At 36.8% G+C, this 18,926-nt stretch carries 20 protein-coding genes; 10 read left to right on the forward strand and 10 right to left on the reverse strand.

Features of this window, described 5'->3' with window-relative positions; genetic code table 11:
• Positions 1 to 21 precede the first annotated feature (21 nt).
• Together MZO21_RS09270 and MZO21_RS09275 are read left to right on the forward strand one after the other, a co-directional pair.
• Positions 22 to 639 (forward strand): DedA family protein, encoded by a 618-nt coding sequence (locus MZO21_RS09270; RefSeq protein ID WP_154772298.1) that lies wholly within the window; start codon positions 22 to 24, stop codon positions 637 to 639.
• Positions 640 to 673: 34 nt separating this feature from the next.
• Positions 674 to 1,087 (forward strand): ABZJ_00895 family protein, encoded by a 414-nt coding sequence (locus tag MZO21_RS09275; RefSeq protein WP_154772297.1) that lies wholly within the window; start codon positions 674 to 676, stop codon positions 1,085 to 1,087.
• Positions 1,088 to 1,185: 98 nt separating this feature from the next.
• On the opposite strand, the gene MZO21_RS09280 is transcribed toward MZO21_RS09275, so the two are convergent.
• Positions 1,186 to 1,710, reverse strand: a complete 525-nt coding sequence (locus MZO21_RS09280) for a YecA family protein (protein WP_154772296.1) — start codon at positions 1,708 to 1,710, stop codon at positions 1,186 to 1,188.
• Between the two features lie 66 nt (positions 1,711 to 1,776).
• On the reverse strand, positions 1,777 to 1,980 hold the full coding sequence (locus MZO21_RS09285) for a PA3496 family putative envelope integrity protein (protein ID WP_171501229.1): 204 nt from the start codon (positions 1,978 to 1,980) through the stop codon (positions 1,777 to 1,779).
• A gap of 372 nt (positions 1,981 to 2,352) precedes the next feature.
• Here MZO21_RS09285 and rpoD point away from each other — a divergent pair, with 372 nt between their 5' ends.
• From rpoD to MZO21_RS09315, 6 genes are all read left to right on the forward strand, one after another.
• On the forward strand, positions 2,353 to 4,233 hold the full coding sequence (gene rpoD, locus MZO21_RS09290) for an RNA polymerase sigma factor RpoD (protein WP_154772295.1): 1,881 nt from the start codon (positions 2,353 to 2,355) through the stop codon (positions 4,231 to 4,233).
• Between the two features lie 111 nt (positions 4,234 to 4,344).
• Positions 4,345 to 4,632: a YbeD family protein gene (locus MZO21_RS09295; protein ID WP_154772294.1), complete on the forward strand. Its 288-nt coding sequence runs from the start codon at positions 4,345 to 4,347 to the stop codon at positions 4,630 to 4,632.
• 96 nt (positions 4,633 to 4,728) lie between these two features.
• A complete protein-coding gene (lipB, locus tag MZO21_RS09300) occupies positions 4,729 to 5,409 on the forward strand; it encodes a lipoyl(octanoyl) transferase LipB (RefSeq protein WP_154772293.1) in 681 nt (226 codons plus the stop codon).
• Positions 5,410 to 5,490: 81 nt separating this feature from the next.
• Positions 5,491 to 6,024, forward strand: coding sequence for a hypothetical protein (locus tag MZO21_RS09305; protein ID WP_248102247.1), 534 nt, complete (start codon positions 5,491 to 5,493; stop codon positions 6,022 to 6,024).
• Positions 6,025 to 6,026: 2 nt separating this feature from the next.
• Entirely contained in the window at positions 6,027 to 7,211 is a 1,185-nt protein-coding gene (locus tag MZO21_RS09310; RefSeq protein ID WP_248102244.1) for an iron-containing alcohol dehydrogenase, read from the forward strand.
• Positions 7,212 to 7,472: 261 nt separating this feature from the next.
• On the forward strand, positions 7,473 to 8,861 hold the full coding sequence (locus MZO21_RS09315) for an APC family permease (protein WP_248102241.1): 1,389 nt from the start codon (positions 7,473 to 7,475) through the stop codon (positions 8,859 to 8,861).
• Positions 8,862 to 8,943: 82 nt separating this feature from the next.
• On the opposite strand, the gene MZO21_RS09320 is transcribed toward MZO21_RS09315, so the two are convergent.
• The 8 genes from MZO21_RS09320 to rplU form a co-directional block, all read right to left on the reverse strand.
• The gene (locus MZO21_RS09320) at positions 8,944 to 9,321 is read right to left on the reverse strand and encodes a hypothetical protein (protein WP_248129633.1); all 378 of its coding nucleotides are present in this window, start codon (positions 9,319 to 9,321) and stop codon (positions 8,944 to 8,946) included.
• 197 nt (positions 9,322 to 9,518) lie between these two features.
• Complete coding sequence (locus tag MZO21_RS09325; RefSeq protein WP_171501227.1) at positions 9,519 to 9,998, reverse strand: tRNA (cytidine(34)-2'-O)-methyltransferase; 480 nt, start codon at positions 9,996 to 9,998, stop codon at positions 9,519 to 9,521.
• A 35-nt stretch (positions 9,999 to 10,033) separates the two neighbouring features.
• Positions 10,034 to 11,410 carry a siroheme synthase CysG gene (gene cysG / locus MZO21_RS09330; RefSeq protein WP_248102236.1) on the reverse strand — a complete coding sequence of 459 codons (1,377 nt, stop codon included), beginning with the start codon at positions 11,408 to 11,410 and terminating at the stop codon, positions 10,034 to 10,036.
• An 82-nt stretch (positions 11,411 to 11,492) separates the two neighbouring features.
• Positions 11,493 to 12,764: a serine--tRNA ligase gene (gene serS / locus MZO21_RS09335; RefSeq protein WP_154772289.1), complete on the reverse strand. Its 1,272-nt coding sequence runs from the start codon at positions 12,762 to 12,764 to the stop codon at positions 11,493 to 11,495.
• A 121-nt stretch (positions 12,765 to 12,885) separates the two neighbouring features.
• Positions 12,886 to 13,671 (reverse strand): RsiV family protein, encoded by a 786-nt coding sequence (locus MZO21_RS09340; RefSeq protein WP_154772288.1) that lies wholly within the window; start codon positions 13,669 to 13,671, stop codon positions 12,886 to 12,888.
• Positions 13,672 to 13,833: 162 nt separating this feature from the next.
• Positions 13,834 to 14,532: an outer membrane lipoprotein chaperone LolA gene (gene lolA, locus MZO21_RS09345; protein ID WP_154772287.1), complete on the reverse strand. Its 699-nt coding sequence runs from the start codon at positions 14,530 to 14,532 to the stop codon at positions 13,834 to 13,836.
• A 214-nt stretch (positions 14,533 to 14,746) separates the two neighbouring features.
• Entirely contained in the window at positions 14,747 to 15,001 is a 255-nt protein-coding gene (gene rpmA, locus MZO21_RS09350; protein ID WP_005097774.1) for a 50S ribosomal protein L27, read from the reverse strand.
• Positions 15,002 to 15,020: 19 nt separating this feature from the next.
• Complete coding sequence (gene rplU, locus MZO21_RS09355) at positions 15,021 to 15,332, reverse strand: 50S ribosomal protein L21 (RefSeq protein ID WP_004280640.1); 312 nt, start codon at positions 15,330 to 15,332, stop codon at positions 15,021 to 15,023.
• Between the two features lie 421 nt (positions 15,333 to 15,753).
• Between rplU and sdsA the strand changes: the two genes are divergently transcribed.
• Positions 15,754 to 16,731, forward strand: a complete 978-nt coding sequence (gene sdsA / locus MZO21_RS09360; protein ID WP_154772286.1) for an All-trans-nonaprenyl-diphosphate synthase — start codon at positions 15,754 to 15,756, stop codon at positions 16,729 to 16,731.
• 50 nt (positions 16,732 to 16,781) lie between these two features.
• Positions 16,782 to 18,833, forward strand: coding sequence for a site-specific recombinase (locus MZO21_RS09365; RefSeq protein WP_154772285.1), 2,052 nt, complete (start codon positions 16,782 to 16,784; stop codon positions 18,831 to 18,833).
• The last annotated feature ends 93 nt before the right edge of the window (positions 18,834 to 18,926 follow it).

The following is an 18,926-nucleotide window of genomic DNA, read 5'->3' on the forward strand; positions in this document are numbered from 1 at the left end:
ATCTTTTATTTCCTTAAAATTATGAATTTAACCGAATGGGTGATCTCCATAATGGAACAGCTTGGCTATTTAGGTATAGCCATTCTTATGTTCTTAGACAACGTATTCCCTCCTATTCCCTCTGAAATCATTATGCCTTCTGCGGGTTATACTGCTTCGCAAAATCAATTACTGCTTGTAGGCGTTATTATTGCAGGATGTATAGGATCTTTGCTTGCTGCCGCGCTACTGTATTGGATTGGCTATAAATTCAAACACGAAACTATATTCAATTTTGTAGATCGCTACGGAAAGTTTTTATTTATTAAATCTGAAGATGTAAAAAAATCACTCTCTTGGTTTGAAAAATATGGACATAGAATTGTGTTCTTTGGACGAATGATTCCTGCTGTACGTTCACTGATCAGCATACCTGCCGGAATGAGTCGAATGCCTTTTTGGAAATTTATGTTTTACAGCAGTTTAGGAACTATTATTTGGACAACTTTCCTTGCTTGTATTGGTTTCTATTTTGGTGAAAACCAAGCTTTTATGCAGAAAATATTCAGCCAAGTTGGATATTTCATTATAGGAATCGTGCTGATTATTGTTGCTTGGATATGGTATCGTCGTAATCAGAGAAAATCTCGAATTTTATAAAACTTAGAATGTTAAAACTTTGCTTGGGGAATTTATGGCGTATTATTTAAAACACTTTGCTGCTGTTTATAGCATTGCTTTAGTACTCGCAACCACAATTCTTATTTTTGTTCTAAACCTTGGTGGAATCACGCTCCTCCCTGCATTAATTGCATCTGCATTTATTTGTGCAAGAAAGTTTGTTAAAAAAGAATTAAGACTTCCATTGCCAGAAGAAAAAATTCAACTGGTTTGGGGAAGTAGTGCTGTCGCACTCATTATTGGTAGCTTCTTTATTTTCTTTTTAATTTTAATGAACCCAAATGCAGAAGAAATTTTAAAATCTGCGGATAATGCAGGCCTAGTTCTTGCTGCTGTTGTAATGCTTTGCCTTGTTGCATTACATGGAGCAATATTTCACATTGCTTATGGATGGTACGCAAAACACACCTACCAAAATTTAAAATAATCATTGCAAAAAAAAGCACCGTATTCGGTGCTTTTTTAAAATCAAACAATTCGCTTAAGTAATACATAAGTCACTGTTAGAGCAACTTAATATTTTAATTAAGCTGGTGTGTGATACATCAAGTACAATTCATTTAAATTGTCTGGAATTTCTTCCGCAATTTCATCCATCAACTGACCATTACGACGGAAAGATTCCATTTGTGGATCTTCTTCATCTACACCACTGAAAACCATCATTGGCAATGTCAAATCAATTAATTGATCTTCAAATTCAGGCGTAAACCATGCATCTTCGTTTAAGAACATTGCATCAACAAAGCCCACACTCCAATCACCAAGGCTCGATTCTACGTCTGCTTCTTCAATTTCAAAAGGAAACTCAATTCCTTCTTCATTGGCTAAATTTTGACGAAGAGCTTCCAACCAAGCTTTCACTTGCGTAATAATTTCAGCAGGTACTTTCTTTTGATTATTATCAAAAAGCTCATCTAGCCATTTGCTAAATTGAGGACCAACTGCAACTGCACACAAAAAACCATGAGTTGCTGCGAAATCTAGACCATATTCGTTTTGGTCACCATCTAGATATTCACTCAACAGGTCTAAATCTAAAGCACTCATTTCAAATCCAAACTTAGATATTCAAGATGTATAGCATAGCATTTAACTTTTGCTTTACTGTAGGTTTTAGTCATCTAAATCGTCATCGTCGTCGAAGTCATAATCAAAATCTTTTAATTCGCGCTCTAAGCGACGTTGTGCAAGTAGTTCATCAATCAAACGACGTTTTTCTAATGACTCTTTTGCACTAATTTTACTTGATGATTCATCGAAATTAACATCGTCATCATTACTGAAGCTATCGTCTAGTTCAAAATCTGTAGAAGACACTTAAACTACCTCTGAATGAAAAAAGTGAATGGGTCTAGGCGCTATTTATCGTTCTTTACAAAACTTGTCAAGAAATATTTAATTTATCTTCTTTTTTTCACGATTTTACACTTGAAAATATTCTTAGATATCGTGTATTTATTCATTACTAAATTTGCTATTATTGTTATGGTAAAATTACAAAAATATTTTAGCTTAAACAGGAAGCAAGACTTGAAAAAACGAAGTCTGGCCCCATATTTATATACAATTGTTAATTCAGACATTTTAATAAAATTTGGTTTGACCGATCAATTCAAAAGCTATTTGAAGCAAATTGTGCTATCATGCACGGTTTTTCCACGCCACAGATTCAACAAAGAGTAAGCAAAGATGAGCGATATGAATTCCCCTACTTCGCAAGTAGCGGCTCTGATTAGCCGAGGCAAAGAGCAAGGTTACTTAACTTATGCCGAGGTTAACGATCATCTACCCGACTCTATTACAGAGAGCGAACAGATTGAAGACATTATTCAAATGCTTCAAGACGTTGGTATTCCTGTACATGAGCGTGCGCCTGAATCTGATGATACGATGTTTGAAGGCAACAGCGAAGCTGCCGATGAAGTAGCTGAAGAAGAAGCTGCCGCAGTACTTGCCTCTGTAGAAAATGAGCCAGGTCGTACAACTGACCCTGTTCGTATGTATATGCGTGAAATGGGTACAGTTGAACTTTTAACACGTGAAGGCGAAATCAGTATTGCTAAACGTATTGAAGAAGGTATTCGAGATGTCCTTCATTCAATCGCTTACTGGCCAAATGCTGTTGAAGTCGTACTTCAAGAATACAAAGATTACGAAGCAGGTGAACGTCGTCTTGCTGACATTCTTTCTGGTTATTTAGACCCTGAAAGTGATGAAGAAATTCCTGAAGTTTTAGAAGAAGAAGCTGAACTCGAAACAGAAGAAGCAACAACTAAAACGACAAAAGACGTTAAACTTGACGATGATGAAGATGAAGAATCTGAAAGTGATGATGATTCTGAAGGTGAGTCTGGTCCAGATCCTGAAATTGCAAAAGCACGTTTCACTGAACTTGAGAAAGTTTGGCAAAATGCTAGTACTATTTTTGAAAAGCATGGTCGTAACAGCAAAGAAGGTGCAGCAGCACTAGAAGCGCTTGCTGACGTATTTATGATGTTCAAATTCACACCTCGTTTATTTGACATCATTTCTGAAATGATTCGTGGCACACATGAGAACATTCGTACTTCAGAACGTGAAACTATGCGTTATGCAGTTCGTCGTGGTCGTATGGACCGTAATCAATTCCGTACATCATTCCCAGGTCAAGAATCTAACTTTGCATGGTTAGATGAGCAAATTGCAAAAACACCTGCTGAATTGCGCCCTTATTTAGAAAAAGTTCGTCCTGATGTTTTAGCTTTCCAACAAAAGATTGCTGACATTGAGAAAGACCTAGGTTTAAGCGTTAAAGAAATTAAAGAAATTTCTAAACGTATGGCAGTTGGTGAAGCGAAAGCTCGTCGTGCTAAGAAAGAAATGGTTGAAGCAAACTTACGTTTGGTAATTTCGATTGCGAAAAAATATACCAACCGTGGTTTACAATTCCTCGACTTGATTCAAGAAGGTAACATCGGCTTGATGAAAGCGGTAGACAAGTTTGAATACCGTCGTGGTTATAAGTTCTCAACTTATGCAACATGGTGGATTCGTCAAGCAATTACACGTTCTATTGCCGATCAAGCGCGTACGATTCGTATTCCAGTACACATGATCGAAACAATCAACAAGATCAACCGTGTATCTCGTCAATTACTTCAAGAAATGGGTCGTGAGCCTACTCCTGAAGAACTAGGCGAACGTTTAGAAATGGACGAAGTTAAAGTTCGTAAAGTTCTAAAAATTGCGAAAGAACCGATTTCAATGGAAACACCAATTGGTGATGATGAAGATTCGCATCTTGGTGACTTCATTGAAGATGGCAACATCACATCCCCAATTGATGCTGCAACTTCTGAAGGACTTAAAGAAGCAACACGTGAAGTTTTAGAAAACTTAACTGAACGTGAAGCAAAAGTCTTAAAAATGCGTTTCGGTATCGATATGCCAACCGACCATACTTTAGAAGAAGTAGGTAAACAGTTTGATGTAACACGTGAACGTATTCGTCAGATTGAAGCAAAAGCTTTACGTAAATTACGTCACCCTTCTCGTTCTGAACACCTTCGTTCATTCCTAGAAAATGACTAATTTTTGATTACAAAATGGAGACTTGAAAATTAAACTTTCATCTCCATTTAGTAATGAAGAGAAACACAACGCCTGCACTCTTGCAGGCGTTTGATATAAAGGGGGACTACAATGTTAGACCGTACACCATCTCGCGAATTACAAGAACATCTTTGGGTCTTCCCAATGGATTATCCTATCAAACTCATTGGTTTGGCAGGCGATGACTTACGTGTTGCTGTTCTCGAAATTTTGGTTAAACACTTCCCTGATTTCGATGCTGACACTATTAACACTCAGCCATCACGCACAGGTAAGTATCATTCCCTTACAGCTCAATTGCGTTTTGAAGCATTAGAGCAAGTGCATCAGCTTTATGCCGACTTAGCAGCTTGTCCTTTAATTAAGACAGCACTTTAATTTTAAAACACGCTTTCGAGCGTGTTTTTTATATCAATTTGATATGCAACATTTCCCCTCTTTGTCTCATCAATTTACTATAATAAAACTGTATTTATGTATTTTAAGGATGCATCAACATTGAATGCTGTTTCAAAGCCAAATCTTGTCATTCGCCAATATAACGACTTAACAGATTACGAAGCGCGCTTTCATGAAATGAAAAGCTTGACTGAAAATCGTGATGAATCTACGCCAGATGAATTATGGATTTTACAACATCATGATGTACTTACTCAGGGTCAAGCAGGCAAACCTGAACACATATTAATTCCTTCAAATATTCCAGTTGTACAAACAGATCGTGGCGGACAAGTTACTTGGCATGGCCCTGGTCAAATGGTCATTTATTTTATGTTCGACTTAAACCGTTTAGGTTGGAATGTAAGAACATTAGTGACTTATGCTGAAAATCTGATGATAGATCTCGCTAAAAGATACAATATAACAGCATACTCAAAACCAGATGCACCCGGCGTATATGTCGATGAACGCAAAATTGGCTCTTTGGGCTTTAAAATTCGGAAAGGTCGTAGCTACCACGGTTTAGCATTAAATATTGATTGTGAATTGATGGGCTTCCACACGATTAATCCATGTGGTTATGCAGGGCTTGAAATGGTTCGCATGATGGATTTAATGCAAGATTATCCAAAATTTACAAAGCTAAGTGCTGATGTAATTGAAAATTTTCAAAACAGTGGTTACTTTAATGACGTACAGGTCATTCAATATTAATTGAATAACTTTGCATTTCTACCTAAAATATTTTAGAGTAAATACTCTAAATAAATAATTATTGTTAAATGGGATGCAATTGTGATTTCTAATAAATCCGTAAAGCCCGCTTTTCAACAAGCCTACGTTAAACTCATGATGGATGTGATTGGACGTGGTTTAGTTATGGCTAGTCAAGTCGATCAAGAAATTCAACAGGAAGTTGCAAAATTTCCAACGAACTTTGTGCTCTCAATGAACGTCTTCCCCAGTGGCCCTGCTTTTATCGCCAAAGTCACGGAAGATCATCAACTTGTTTTACTTTCATCAAGTGAAACCAAGCCAGACTTAACAATCACATTTAAACATTTAAGCCATGCCTATCTTGTATTTTCATTTCAAGAAAGTACAGCGCAAGCTTTTGCCAACGACCGAATGATTGCAGATGGTGATTTATCTTACGCCATTCGTTTAGTTCGTTGTTTAAATAAAATGGAATCTCTCATTTTACCAAAAATTCTTGCAGAGCTTGCAGTAAAAGAATATCCAACACATTTAAGCTTAAAAGATAAATTAACAGGCGCTGCCAATATTTACTTAAAAGTTGCACAATCATATTTTAAACGGAGTGCTTAATCATGACCAAATCGTATTATGAATTTTTCTGCCCTGTAAAAGTCATTGCTGGTCATGCGGCACTCGAGCACATTCCTTTTGAGCTTTCAACATTAGGCGCAAAACGCCCAATGATTATTACAGACAAAGGCGTGCGTAGTAATAATTTACTTGCTCCAATTGAAACCGCGTTTGAGTCTACCGATACCAATATTGGTTATATTTTTGATGATGTACCACCAGATTCAAGCCTAGAAACAGTGCAAAAGGCTGCACAGTTTTATCGCGAAAATAATTGTGATGCCATTATTGCTGTTGGTGGCGGTTCTGTAATTGATACATCTAAGGCCACCAATATTTTAGTATCCGAAGGTGGAAATGATTTACTAAAATACTCGGGCGCGCACAATTTACCAAAACCACTAAAACCATTTTTCGTTATTCCAACAACTTCTGGCACTGGTTCTGAAGTAACTATGGTTGCTGTTGTTTCCGACCCTGTGAAAAATGTAAAACTTGCATTTGCTTCATATTATTTAATGCCTCATGCTGCCATTTTAGACCCACGCATGACGCAAACACTGCCACCGCATTTAACCGCTATGACTGCAATGGATGCATTAACACATGCTATTGAAGCTTATTCATGCATGGCAGCCAATCCAATTTCAGATGCATATGCAACTGCTGCAATTCAAAAAATCAGTAAAAATCTTTTTAATGTTTTAGATAATCCATCAGATGCAGAAGGTCGTCTTGAACTTGCACAAGCTTCAACAATGGCGGGAATTGCTTTCTCTAACTCAATGGTTGGACTTGTACATTCACTAGGACATGCTTTAGGTGCAGTTGCACACTTGCCACATGGTTTATGCATGAATTTATTCTTGCCTTATGTGCTGGAATACAACAAAGATGTAAACGGCGATAAAATTGCCGAACTTTTACTGCACCTTTCTGGTGCAGATGTTTATGCGCAAACCCCTGCCCATTTACGTGCAGAAAAAACAATTTCAGGTATTTTAGCAATGCGTGATCGTTTATATGCATTAACTAAATTGCCACGTAATTTACGTGAAACTGCTAAAGTTTCTGAAGCACAATTAGATGAAGTTGCTGAAAAGGCACTCAATGATGGTTCTATTATTTACAATCCTAAAGAAGCAAATTTAGAAGAGCTAAAAACTATTCTAAAAAAGGCTTGGTAAATTAAAAAAAATAGGACAATATAGCAAAAATAGGCCTGATGATTTTTTAAACATCAGGCTTTTCATTATGTTATCAAATAATTAATTTTTTGAAAAAAACTTGGCAGAAAGTTTGCTAAAAAAATTCAGAAAGTTACTAGCAAACTGCTTCAATTTAGAGTAGATTGGCGCACTTTGTTTCAAATGTAGGGGGGATCGTTCGTCTCAAACGATCCTTATAACATGACTGATCCTTGATCAACGATTAAGAGGATAACGCCGTTGACAAATATCTCTGGGACTCAATCGACAGCTAAACTGCAAAAGACATTAGGTCTTTGGCACATCATTATCATTGGTTTGGCATACATCCAACCAATGACATTGTTTGATACGTTTGGCTTAGTATCTGAAGAAAGTCACTTCCATGTGCCAACTTCATACATTGTTGCTCTTATTGCAATTTTATTTACCTCGATTAGTTACGGTCATATGATTCGCCGTTACCCATCGTCAGGTTCAGCATATACCTATGCACAAAAATCAATTCACCCGAACGTTGGTTTCATGGTGGGTTGGTCTTCTTGGTTAGATTATCTACTTTCTCCAATGGTAAATATTATCCTTGCGGTAATTTACCTTGAAGCATTATTCCCAGATGTTAACCACTGGGTATGGGTAATTGTACTTACAGCATTTATGACAGGTATTAACCTTCGCGGTGCTAAATTTGTTGCAAATTTTAACAGCTTAATTGTATTAATTCAGCTAATTGTAATTGCTGCATTTACTTACCTCATTTTTACTAAATTACAAGCTGGCTTCAATGCTGATGGCCCTATTACATCAGAAACACGTTATCAGCTATGGAGTTTAGATCCTTTCTGGAATGAGCTTACTGCTGTCGCTCCATTAATTACTGGTGCAACTTTACTGTGTTTCTCATTCACAGGTTTTGACTCGTTAAGTTCTCTAGCTGAAGAAACAAAAGATACAGAAAAGACTTTACCAAAAGCTATTTTCTTAACTGCATTAATTGCAGGTATCATTTTCATTGTTAGCACATACTTCATGCAGTTGTATTTCCCGAATGCGCCAGGTTCATACTTTAAGAATATTGCTGAAACTCAACCAGAAATTTTATTACTGGTAGGTGGATCACTTTTCCAAGCTTATGTTCTTGCATTCGCAATTGTGACTGTAATGGCTTCAGGTATTTCTGCACACGCAGGTGTATCTCGCTTAATGTACGTAATGGGTCGTGATGGCGTAATTAACAAGAAGATTTTTGGTCACATTAGTCCGAAAAATTTCACACCATCATATAACATTATGATTGTTGGTGCGGTTGCATTAACAGCTGGCTTCATGGACTTAGACATTGTTATTTCTATGATTAGCTTTGGTGCCTTAACTGCATTTACATTCGTGAACTTATCTGTAATTTCACGTTACGCATTACGTGATGGCCGCACTAAAACAACCAAAGACATTATTAGCTTTGTTGTTATTCCGCTTCTAGGTTTCATCAGTATTTTTGCGATGTGGCTAGAAATTGAAGAAACAGCATTGAAATACGGTTTATGGTGGGCAATGTTCGGTATTTTATACCTTGGTTATAAAACTAAAGGTTTCAAACACCCTGCTCCACAACATAACGAATTTGATTAACCTACATCAGATTAATTCAAAAATAAAAAAGGCGCTTCATGCGCCTTTTTTATTCCCATAATATAAAGATAATTTCTACGTTTTAACGTAAACGACAATTAAAACCCATTTGGGTATCTACAATATTATTTTTATATCCAAAACTTTGAATAAATAAATTTCTATCTTCAATAATTTTATGATCACTTTCAGGTAAACGAGCTTTATTTTCTACAGCAAGCTTATAACTACGATCAATCACGCCTTGAAAAATCCCACAAACTTCTTGGCGCTTTTGCTTATTTAATTGACGACCAGAAAATATACCTCTTTCAAAATCTTCAGCCTTTAAGTTTGCACCCCACGCATCTATGCGGTCATGTAAATCTTGCTTCATCACAAGTATACCTTGTTGTATTTCTGCTTTAGTTAATGGCTGATTATTCACAACAGGCTCATCTGCATGAACAACACCAAACATCAGTGTTAAGCAAAATATAGAAATATTTATTTTTTTTAATTTTTTTAACAACGTCAATCACCCTCAAATATTAGCTATATCGCTCTTATACACACTATTTTATTATTCACAAAGCCATGTTAAAAAAGCTTTACATAATTATTAATTCATCAGATAAAAAAAGCCACCTTTCGGTGACTTTAAATATGTAAACAAAATTATATAAGTGCTTTAAAATCTTGCTGACGCCAAGCTTCATACAAAATAACAGCAGTTGCATTCGACAAGTTTAAACTACGTGAGTTCGCTGCCATTGGTAAACAGATCCAATGATTTTGAGGAAACATCATACGAATATTTTCAGGTAAACCACGTGTTTCAGGCCCCATCAATAAAGCAACAGGACGGTTTAAATTTGATGTATGAGGTGTTTCAGAACCCTTTGTCGTTAAAGGATAAATTGCATCTAGCTCAATTCCTTGCGATTTTAAGTTCGCAAGACATTCATCAAAATTTTCCCAAATTTGCATACGCGCATATTCGTGATAATCCAAACCTGCACGTTTCAATTTTTTATCATCTAGCTCAAAACCCAAAGGTTTAACCAAATGCAGTTGTGCGCCTGTATTCGCACATAAACGAATGATATTCCCTGTATTACTTGGAATTTCAGGCTCATATAAAACTACATGAATCACAGGCTTTCTCTTCTCTTTTCAATGCAACAAGACGATTAGCCTTGCCACTGTAATTGTTCACGCAAGCTTACCACTTCACCAATAATGGTTAAAGTTGGTGCTTGAATTTGATGTTCTGCAACTTTAGATGCAATATCTTCCAAAGTTCCCACCACTACTTTTTGCTGTGGTGTTGTTCCCTTCGAAATCAATGCAACAGGCATATTTGGTCGTTGACCATGTTCTATCAACTTAGCGCAGATTTTTTCTAATCCAACCAACCCCATATAAAGCACAAGCGTTTGGTTTTCATAAACAAGCTCATTCCAAGGAAGTTCTGGCGAACCTTCTTTTAAGTGTCCTGTTAAGAAACGTACACTTTGCGCATAATCGCGGTGCGTTAGCGGAATGCCTGCATAAGCAGAACAGCCCGATGCAGCAGTGATACCAGGAACAACTTGGAATGCAACACCCGCATCAAATAGTTCTTGAATTTCTTCACCACCACGACCAAAAATAAATGGATCTCCACCTTTTAAGCGGCAAACTCGTTTACCTTCACTCGCGTATTTCACAAGTAAGGCATTAATTCCGTCTTGTGGAACAGCATGATTTGATCGTGCTTTACCGACATAAATTTTTTCAGCATCACGGCGACATAAATCCATAATAGGCTGTGAAACCAAACGATCGTAAATCACAACATCTGCTTGTTGCATTAAACGCAAAGCTTTCAGTGTTAATAGTTCAGGATCACCCGGTCCTGCACCTACCAAATAAACTTCACCTTTTGGTTTTTGCCATTCAATTAACGCTCGTTCAATTAAACGATCTGCTTCTGCAATATTGTCATTAAACACCTGTTCTTTGAGTGGACTTGCGTACAAATCTTCCCAAAAAATACGACGTTCATCAGGATTTAGAATTTTAGCTTTTACCGCACTGCGCCATTTTCCTGAAAACTCAGCAAGCTTACCCATTCCATGTGGAATTGTACTTTCTAATTGCGTTCGAATTTGACGAGATAAAACAGGCGATGTTCCATTACTTGCAATTGAAATCACCAAAGGTGAACGGTCTACAATTGCAGGAACCATAAAGCGACAATGCGGAGGATCATCCACACTATTCACAAGAATATTTTCAGCTTCACAGACTTCAAACACAGTTGCATTAACAGCTTTGTCGTTTGTTGCTGCAATCACAAGTCTATATGGACGTAATGGAATATCTAAAGAAAATGGTGCTTGAACATATTGCCCTTGGCTTTTATGAACCAAATCTAACAAGCTTTCTTCAATTTCAGGTGCAACTACATGAATTTCCGCACCCGCTTTTGCAAGTAAAACTGCTTTTCGGTAAGCGATTCGTCCACCACCGACAATCAGACAAGGTTGCTGTTGCAACTTTAAAGAGATTGGAAAAATATCCACGAAATACCTCAAAACTTTATCTGACTGTTTAAAACAAAAGTGCACAAAATTTTGTGCACTTTATCGAACTTACAAAGACCTATTAGTCGATGTAAGTAGCACCGCCCATGTATGGACGTAATGCTTCAGGAATTTCAATTGAACCATCTGCACGTTGGTAGTTTTCCATTACTGCAAGTAATGTACGACCAACAGCCAAACCAGAACCATTTAATGTATGAATAAATTCAGTTTTCTTTTGGTCTACACGGTAACGTGCTTTCATACGACGTGCTTGGAAATCACCCATACATGAACAAGATGAAATTTCACGGTATGTATTTTGACTTGGCACCCAAACTTCTAAATCATAAGTTTTAATTGCACCAAAGCCCATATCACCACCACAAAGTACAACTTTACGGTAAGGTAGACCTAAAGCTTGCAAAATGCCTTCAGCGTGACCAGTTAACTCTTCCAAAGCATCTAAAGATGTTTCAGGTTTAACAATTTGAACCATTTCAACTTTGTCGAATTGGTGCTGACGAATTAAACCACGGGTATCGCGACCATAAGAACCCGCTTCACTACGGAAACAAGGTGTATGCGCTGCATATTTAAGTGGTAAACGATCTGCATCGATAATTTCATCACGTACAAAGTTCGTTACAGGTACTTCAGCAGTTGGAATTAAATAAAATTCTTTTTCGCCTTGAAGTTTAAACAAATCTTCTTCAAATTTAGGAAGTTGACCTGTACCACGTAAAGAGTCTGCATTCACTAAATATGGAACATACGCTTCTGTATAACCATTTTTAAGTGTGTGCGTATCTAACATAAATTGTGTTAAAGCACGCTGTAAACGCGCTAAAGGACCTTTTAGAACACTGAAACGAGAACCTGTAAGCTTCGTTGCAGTTTCAAATTCTAAACCACCCATCATTTCGCCAAGGTCAGTATGATCTTTCACATCAAAATCAAATTGACGAGGCATGCCCCATTTCAAGACTTCAACGTTATCGTTTTCATCTTTACCTTCTGGAACAGATTCGTGTGGCAAATTAGGAATAGATAAAGACTTTGCTTCAATTTCTGCAAGTAATTCTGCAAGAGCAACTTCAGCAGCCTTAATTTCATCACCAATCGCAGACATGCGCGCCATGATTTCAGATGCATCACCACCGGATTTTTTAATTTGACCGACTTGTTTTGCGCCCGCATTACGTTCTGCTTGTAATGACTCTGTCTTCGATTGAATTTCTTTACGACGAGCTTCTAAAGATGCCCACTCTTCAACATTCAGTTGGACACCACGTTTAGCTAAAGCTAAATTTACAGCTTCAATATTATTTCTGAGTAATTTTGGGTCGATCATAGCCAATCTTTTGGAAAGAAAAAAACTGGCTATAGTGTAAGCTCTTCATAGCAAAAAATATAGTGAAACAGCTTACACATGCACCTTATTAGAACAATAAAATACAGATCTCATTGAAATATTACAGATTTACATACTTTGGCAAACTAGGCATAAATTCTGGCTTAAATAATGCTTTTGCAGATCTATAAGGCAATGTTAACTCACTCATACCTTCAGCATAACTTGCAAGCTCATACAGCGGATAAACAAAGACAATACCATTTACGCCATAATAAAAATTATCGCTTAATTGAAGTCTTGCACGCTCAATCACATGATTTTCCAACCAAATTGAATTTGAATCATATAATGCGTTTAAAATTTTAGGCTGAGCATCTTTCATCACGATATCTTCAAGTGATAAACGCTTTTTATTTTTTAAATCAAAATTTACATATTCGGTATGATACATACCATGTGCAGCACCTGCATTGTAGATATAACTATCAATAGTGAAAGTTGCGATATTACCAAATTGACTAATAAAACGAACAGTTGTGGTTCTTTGGCTTAAACCCACATTTTCAGGATCACTAAAAACAACTTTTTCCGCAGATTTTGGTTCAAATGCTATTGGATCTGCTTTGTGAATACGATCTGTAAAGTAGTCATTAATCCAATCAATATTCGTTTCAACATTTTGAATACTATATTGTGTACATCCCTCAGGTAAACATACTTCAGCACTTGGTAGCTCCATTGGTACCACTTTTGAAATAATGACTGGAGTTGCGCTGTCAGTAACTTCTGCCTTTTTTGATGAGCCATCATTTACAGGCTCATTCACAGGTTTACACCCTGAAATACCACCCACAAGTATCATCGCAGTGACAAGCCCTAACACTTTATATTGTGAACCTAGCATTTCATCCCCCAAAATATTATTTTCTTACAACTATAATCACACTATACAAACTAGTAGCGCCACATGGAACAACGAAATAGTATTGTTTGTATTAACAAGCAATGCTTTATCAATTTACATAAAAAAAGCAACGTTTCCGCTGCTTTTTAAAGTCATAAATACTTATTGATCAATAATATCGGTGCCTTTTGGCGGTGTGAAATTAAAGATTGAAGATGACACACCCGCATTCACTTTAACATTACTAAAGCGCACATAAGTTGTTTGCCCCAATGAATCTTGCAAAATCATGAGCGTAGGCGCACTTTTTGCTCCAAAGCTAATTGTTAAACTTTGAAATGCACCATCTTTTTGTTTCGGATACAGCGTGTAATAAGTTTTTGATTTATTCGGCTGAGTAATACGATAGGTCTTCATAATTTGACTTGTATTACCAGATAACAATAACGCAGGCGTATTTGAAACTTGCTCATCTAAACTTTGACGAACAGCTTGTTGTAAATCTGGATCATAAATCCAAATTGTTTTTCCCGATGTCACAATCGTTTGTTTTACAGGAGATGTAATTTCCCAATAAAACTTACCAGGTGACGCAACTTTCATCACACCTTTAAAAGTTTGATTCATGTGCTGAGATGACAGCCCTTTATTTTTTACTGGTTTAGCATTTTCAACTGTAGTCTTTTGCTCAAAATTAGCAGAAATATTTTGTAAACTTTCTAATTGTTTCACCAAGCTAGCTGCTGCTTGTTGCTCCGATGCTGCTACAGGCGTTGCAGCAAAAACAGACGTACTCATCACGGGTGCCAAAGTTGCAGCTCCAATAGCTACAGCACAGATTGTTTTACGAAGCATATTCATACATTCACCTTTTATATTTGCACAACGCAATTCGTTTTATGACTTTTATCTTAAACTAAAATATATCGCTAAATTTAGAGATAATAAGAAGTTTTGTATTGTTATTAGTATTAAAAGTCGTATTTCATCCATCATGATGAAGATAACTAACTAATTTTTACATTTTAAAGGCATAAAAAAACCCGCAATAAAGCGGGTCTTTTTCTACTAAAGCTTACGCTTCAACAGATACGTAGCGACGACCGAATTGGCCTTTCACTTCGAATTTGATTACGCCGTCAGCAGTCGCGAACAAAGTATGGTCACGGCCCATACCTACGTTTTGACCAGCGTGGAATTCTGTACCACGTTGACGAACGATAATGTTACCAGCAGTCACAGATTGACCGCCGTACATTTTAACACCTAACATTTTAGGATTCGAGTCACGACCGTTTTTAGTCGAACCACCGGCTTTTTTAGTTGCCATGTCTATTTACTCCTCGTAATTAGCCTGAAATAGCTGTAATTTTCAACTCAGTGAACCATTGACGGTGACCTTGTTGTTTACGATAGTGTTTACGACGACGCATTTTGATAATGCGGATTTTGTCGTGACGACCATGACTAACTACTTCAGCAGTTACAGTAGCACCAGCAACAACTGGAGCACCGATTTGAATGCTTTCGCCATTCACTAACATTAATACGTCATCAAACGTAATTGTAGCGCCAGTTTCAGCTTTCAATAATTCTACTTTAAGGGTTTCACCCTCAACTACACGGTGCTGTTTACCACCGCTTTGGATTACTGCGTACATAATGTACTCCAACTTACCCGTGTCGTCGTGCCGATAAAGGAATATACCGAACTTAAGACGTACGCCACTGGGGGTTATACAAGGGCAGAGATTTTAAGCGATATTCAAAAAAACAACAAGTGATTTGCCTTAAAAAATGATAAAGCTCACTGATTATTTTATAAACACCCATCCTTTTTCATATTTGAATGTATTTCATACAAAGAACAACCATCCAATTTAAAGAAAACAAGAGTAAAATAAGCATAATAAATAATGTGTTTGTTGTTGATATATTTAATTACACGTTCAACTCCTGTTACTATTCTCAGGCTATAGTTAAAATTGTATGATTTGGTTGCATTAATCTGCAATGATGCTTGTAAGCTTTAGATATTTGTTAAACTAAGTTCCAATTCCAAAAAATGAGGTTCCTCTTCACATGACCATCGATTTTAAGCAAGACATTCTCGCTCCTGTTGCTTCTGATTTTGCCGCGATGGATACATTTATTAACGAAGGGATTACTTCAAAAGTTGCTTTAGTCATGGCTGTTAGTAAGCATGTTGTTGAAGCTGGCGGTAAGCGCATGCGCCCAATTATGTGCTTACTTGCTGCAAAAGCATGTGGTGAAGAAAACTTAGAAAAACACACAAAACTTGCTGCAATTATTGAGATGCTTCATACAGCAACTTTAGTTCATGATGATGTTGTGGATGAGTCTGGTTTACGTCGTGGACGCCCTACTGCAAATGCAACTTGGAATAATCAAACAGCTGTTTTAGTAGGTGATTTTCTAATTTCACGCTCATTCGATCTTTTGGTTGATTTAGACAACATGAGCTTATTAAAAGATTTCTCTACAGGAACATGTGAAATTGCTGAAGGCGAAGTTTTACAATTACAATCTCAACACCAACCAGACACAACAGAAGAAACTTATTTAAGTATTATCCACGGCAAAACTTCACGCTTATTTGAACTAGCAACCGAAGGTTCAGCAATTTTAAGTGGGAAAGATCAATTCCGTGAACCATTACGTAAATACGCAGGTCACTTTGGTAATGCCTTCCAAATTATTGATGACATTTTGGATTACACTTCAGATGCTGAAACATTAGGTAAAAATATTGGTGATGATTTAATGGAAGGTAAACCTACTTTGCCTTTAATCTCAGCTTTAGCAAATACCTCTGGTGAAGAGCGTGAAATTGTTCGAAAAAGTATTGCTACTGGCGGAACAGAAAACTTAGAACGTGTTATTTCAATTGTACAATCTTCAGGTGCACTAGATTATTGCCGCAAACGTGCAACTGAAGAAACAGAAGCAGCACTTCAAGCTTTAGCTGTCTTACCAAATACACCATATCGTCAAGCTCTTGAAAATTTGGCTAAATTAGCTTTAAACCGTATTCAATAAAGCATAGCCAAATCTTACAGCTCATTTAAAGAAAGATTTAATACTTGCTTATGCATATAAAACTCAATGATTTATTCCTAGAAATGCAAGAACAGCTTGATCAAAATCAAGCTGTTTTAGATGATGCTTTGCTTATTGAGTTAGTGGACCGTATTCGTCCTAATGACACCCGAAATCAAGACGAAGTTCAGGCAAAATTTAATGCCTTTGTTCAAGCCATTTTAATTACACCAGACGCAGCATCTACCTTACAAAGTTTTGTTTTAAAACTTATTAGCCAATACAAACAAACGAGTCTTTATGCCGATACCGGTATTTTGTCTTTAGAAGGTTTTTGGAACCAAATTTTCCAACGCTTAGGCTCTCATTTTCTTCCGCTTATAAGTGATGAAAGCCAACTTCAAGAACTTGTACGTCGAGTTTTTCATCAATATTCAGATCAATATTGGTTAGACAGCATTGAAGATAAACAGTGGCAACAACTTTTCAGATTACTTAATCAAGGTCATAGCAACCAAGAAGAAAAACGGCTAATCCGTAGTGAAATTATTAAAGCGATTACCGTTTTATCTTATCGTGTAAGCGGTATTGGGTTATATCCTGAATTTATTAATGCACACCCAGAATTAACTGAATATGAATCTCCATTTTTGGTTCAAAACCGTGAAATCAATGATTTTATTCAGCAATATAAACAGCGTCATTTAAATGACAATAATTTAGTTGCCATTATCCCACCCGATGCAGCTCAAGCTCTAGTAATGCTTGAACAATGTAAAGATGTTACTGCAAAAATCCGTAGATCGACCAAGCGTATTGGCGTGAGTATTAGCTTAACTTATTTACTTTCATTGCTTGAACAATGCCTAGAACGCATAGAAATTTTAATTAACTTCATTGTTGAAAAAGATGATGTTCGTTACAACTCTTTAGGCTGGCTGTTAAACGATATTACAACTGCCATTTATAGCGAACGTAGTGTTCGTTCATTATTGGTCACTAACAGCGAACTTATTGCACTTCAAGTAACAGAAAATGCGAGTAAAACTGGTGAACATTACGTAAGTACAGATAAATCTGGATTTTTCGGAATGTATAAATCGGCTGCTGGCGCAGGCGTGATTATTGCCACTATGGCAACTTTAAAAGTATTAATGGCTCGCGCATCTTTAGCACCATTAATGCAAGCATTTTCATATAGCATGAATTACTCACTAGGATTCATGCTCATTCATGTTTTGCATTTTACCGTTGCAACCAAACAACCTGCGATGACGGCAGCAGCACTTGCATCTACCGTACAGCATCAAAAAGGTTCTAAAACAGCGCAAATTGCAGAACTTGCTGCGCTAATTATTAATATTATTCGAACCCAATTTGTGGCAATTTTAGGAAATATCTCTATTGCGATTCCTGTTGCCGCCATTATTGTCATGTTTTGGGATTTTACCTTACATGAACCTTTAATGAACCATTACAAAGCTACAAAAACTTTACATGATTTAAATCCATTTACCTCTTTAGCTGTTCCTCATGCTGCTATTGCAGGTGTTTGTCTTTTCTTCTCTGGGTTGTTGGCTGGTTATTTCGATAATATGGCCGTCTATCGTAAAGTTGGACCACGTATTCAGGCTCATCCTCAACTTCGCAAATACATAAAACAAGAACGCTTAGATAAATTCGCTCAATATATTGAGCGTAACCTAGGTGCACTAGCAGGTAACTTCCTGTTTGGTATTATGCTCGGAAGTATGGGAACGCTTGGTTATATTTTAGGTTTACCTTTAGATATTCGCCATATTGCATTTGCTTCTGCAAACTTTATTCAAGGTTTAATGCTCATTAATGGCACACCGGAAATTGGCTTAATAATTGTTTCATTTCTGGGTGTATTGCTCATTGGATTAACCAACTTATTTGTCAGTTTTACGCTCACAATTATTGTTGCATTACGCGCCCGTCGTGTACGTTTTGAACAATGGAATCCATTAGCAAAATTAGTACTCACTCACTTTTTAACGCGCCCTACTGATTTCTTTTGGCCGCCTAAAAACAAGTTAGAAATAGAAGAAAAACAAGAGAGTAAAAAATATCATCACTAATTATTAGGTAATTAAACTCATTGCTTATCACACAAAATCACATGAAATATGAATAAATAATATGCGCTTGAAAAAAAGTGTACTGACGGGTAC

This window comes from Acinetobacter portensis (assembly GCF_023158935.1).
Classification (GTDB): domain Bacteria; phylum Pseudomonadota; class Gammaproteobacteria; order Pseudomonadales; family Moraxellaceae; genus Acinetobacter; species Acinetobacter faecalis.

Bases quoted from the DNA above. Each gene is read 5' to 3' on its own strand.
- MZO21_RS09270 (WP_154772298.1), top strand. From the start codon at position 22: ATGAATTTAACCGAATGGGTGATCTCCATAATGGAACAGCTTGGCTAT.
- MZO21_RS09275 (WP_154772297.1), top strand. From the start codon at position 674: ATGGCGTATTATTTAAAACACTTTGCTGCTGTTTATAGCATTGCTTTA.
- MZO21_RS09280 (WP_154772296.1), bottom strand. From the start codon at position 1,710: ATGAGTGCTTTAGATTTAGACCTGTTGAGTGAATATCTAGATGGTGAC.
- rpoD (WP_154772295.1), top strand. From the start codon at position 2,353: ATGAGCGATATGAATTCCCCTACTTCGCAAGTAGCGGCTCTGATTAGC.
- MZO21_RS09295 (WP_154772294.1), top strand. From the start codon at position 4,345: ATGTTAGACCGTACACCATCTCGCGAATTACAAGAACATCTTTGGGTC.
- lipB (WP_154772293.1), top strand. From the start codon at position 4,729: ATGTATTTTAAGGATGCATCAACATTGAATGCTGTTTCAAAGCCAAAT.
- MZO21_RS09310 (WP_248102244.1), top strand. From the start codon at position 6,027: ATGACCAAATCGTATTATGAATTTTTCTGCCCTGTAAAAGTCATTGCT.
- MZO21_RS09320 (WP_248129633.1), bottom strand. From the start codon at position 9,321: ATGTTTGGTGTTGTTCATGCAGATGAGCCTGTTGTGAATAATCAGCCA.
- serS (WP_154772289.1), bottom strand. From the start codon at position 12,764: ATGATCGACCCAAAATTACTCAGAAATAATATTGAAGCTGTAAATTTA.
- MZO21_RS09340 (WP_154772288.1), bottom strand. From the start codon at position 13,671: ATGCTAGGTTCACAATATAAAGTGTTAGGGCTTGTCACTGCGATGATA.
- lolA (WP_154772287.1), bottom strand. From the start codon at position 14,532: ATGAATATGCTTCGTAAAACAATCTGTGCTGTAGCTATTGGAGCTGCA.
- rpmA (WP_005097774.1), bottom strand. From the start codon at position 15,001: ATGGCAACTAAAAAAGCCGGTGGTTCGACTAAAAACGGTCGTGACTCG.
- rplU (WP_004280640.1), bottom strand. From the start codon at position 15,332: ATGTACGCAGTAATCCAAAGCGGTGGTAAACAGCACCGTGTAGTTGAG.
- sdsA (WP_154772286.1), top strand. From the start codon at position 15,754: ATGACCATCGATTTTAAGCAAGACATTCTCGCTCCTGTTGCTTCTGAT.
- MZO21_RS09365 (WP_154772285.1), top strand. From the start codon at position 16,782: ATGCATATAAAACTCAATGATTTATTCCTAGAAATGCAAGAACAGCTT.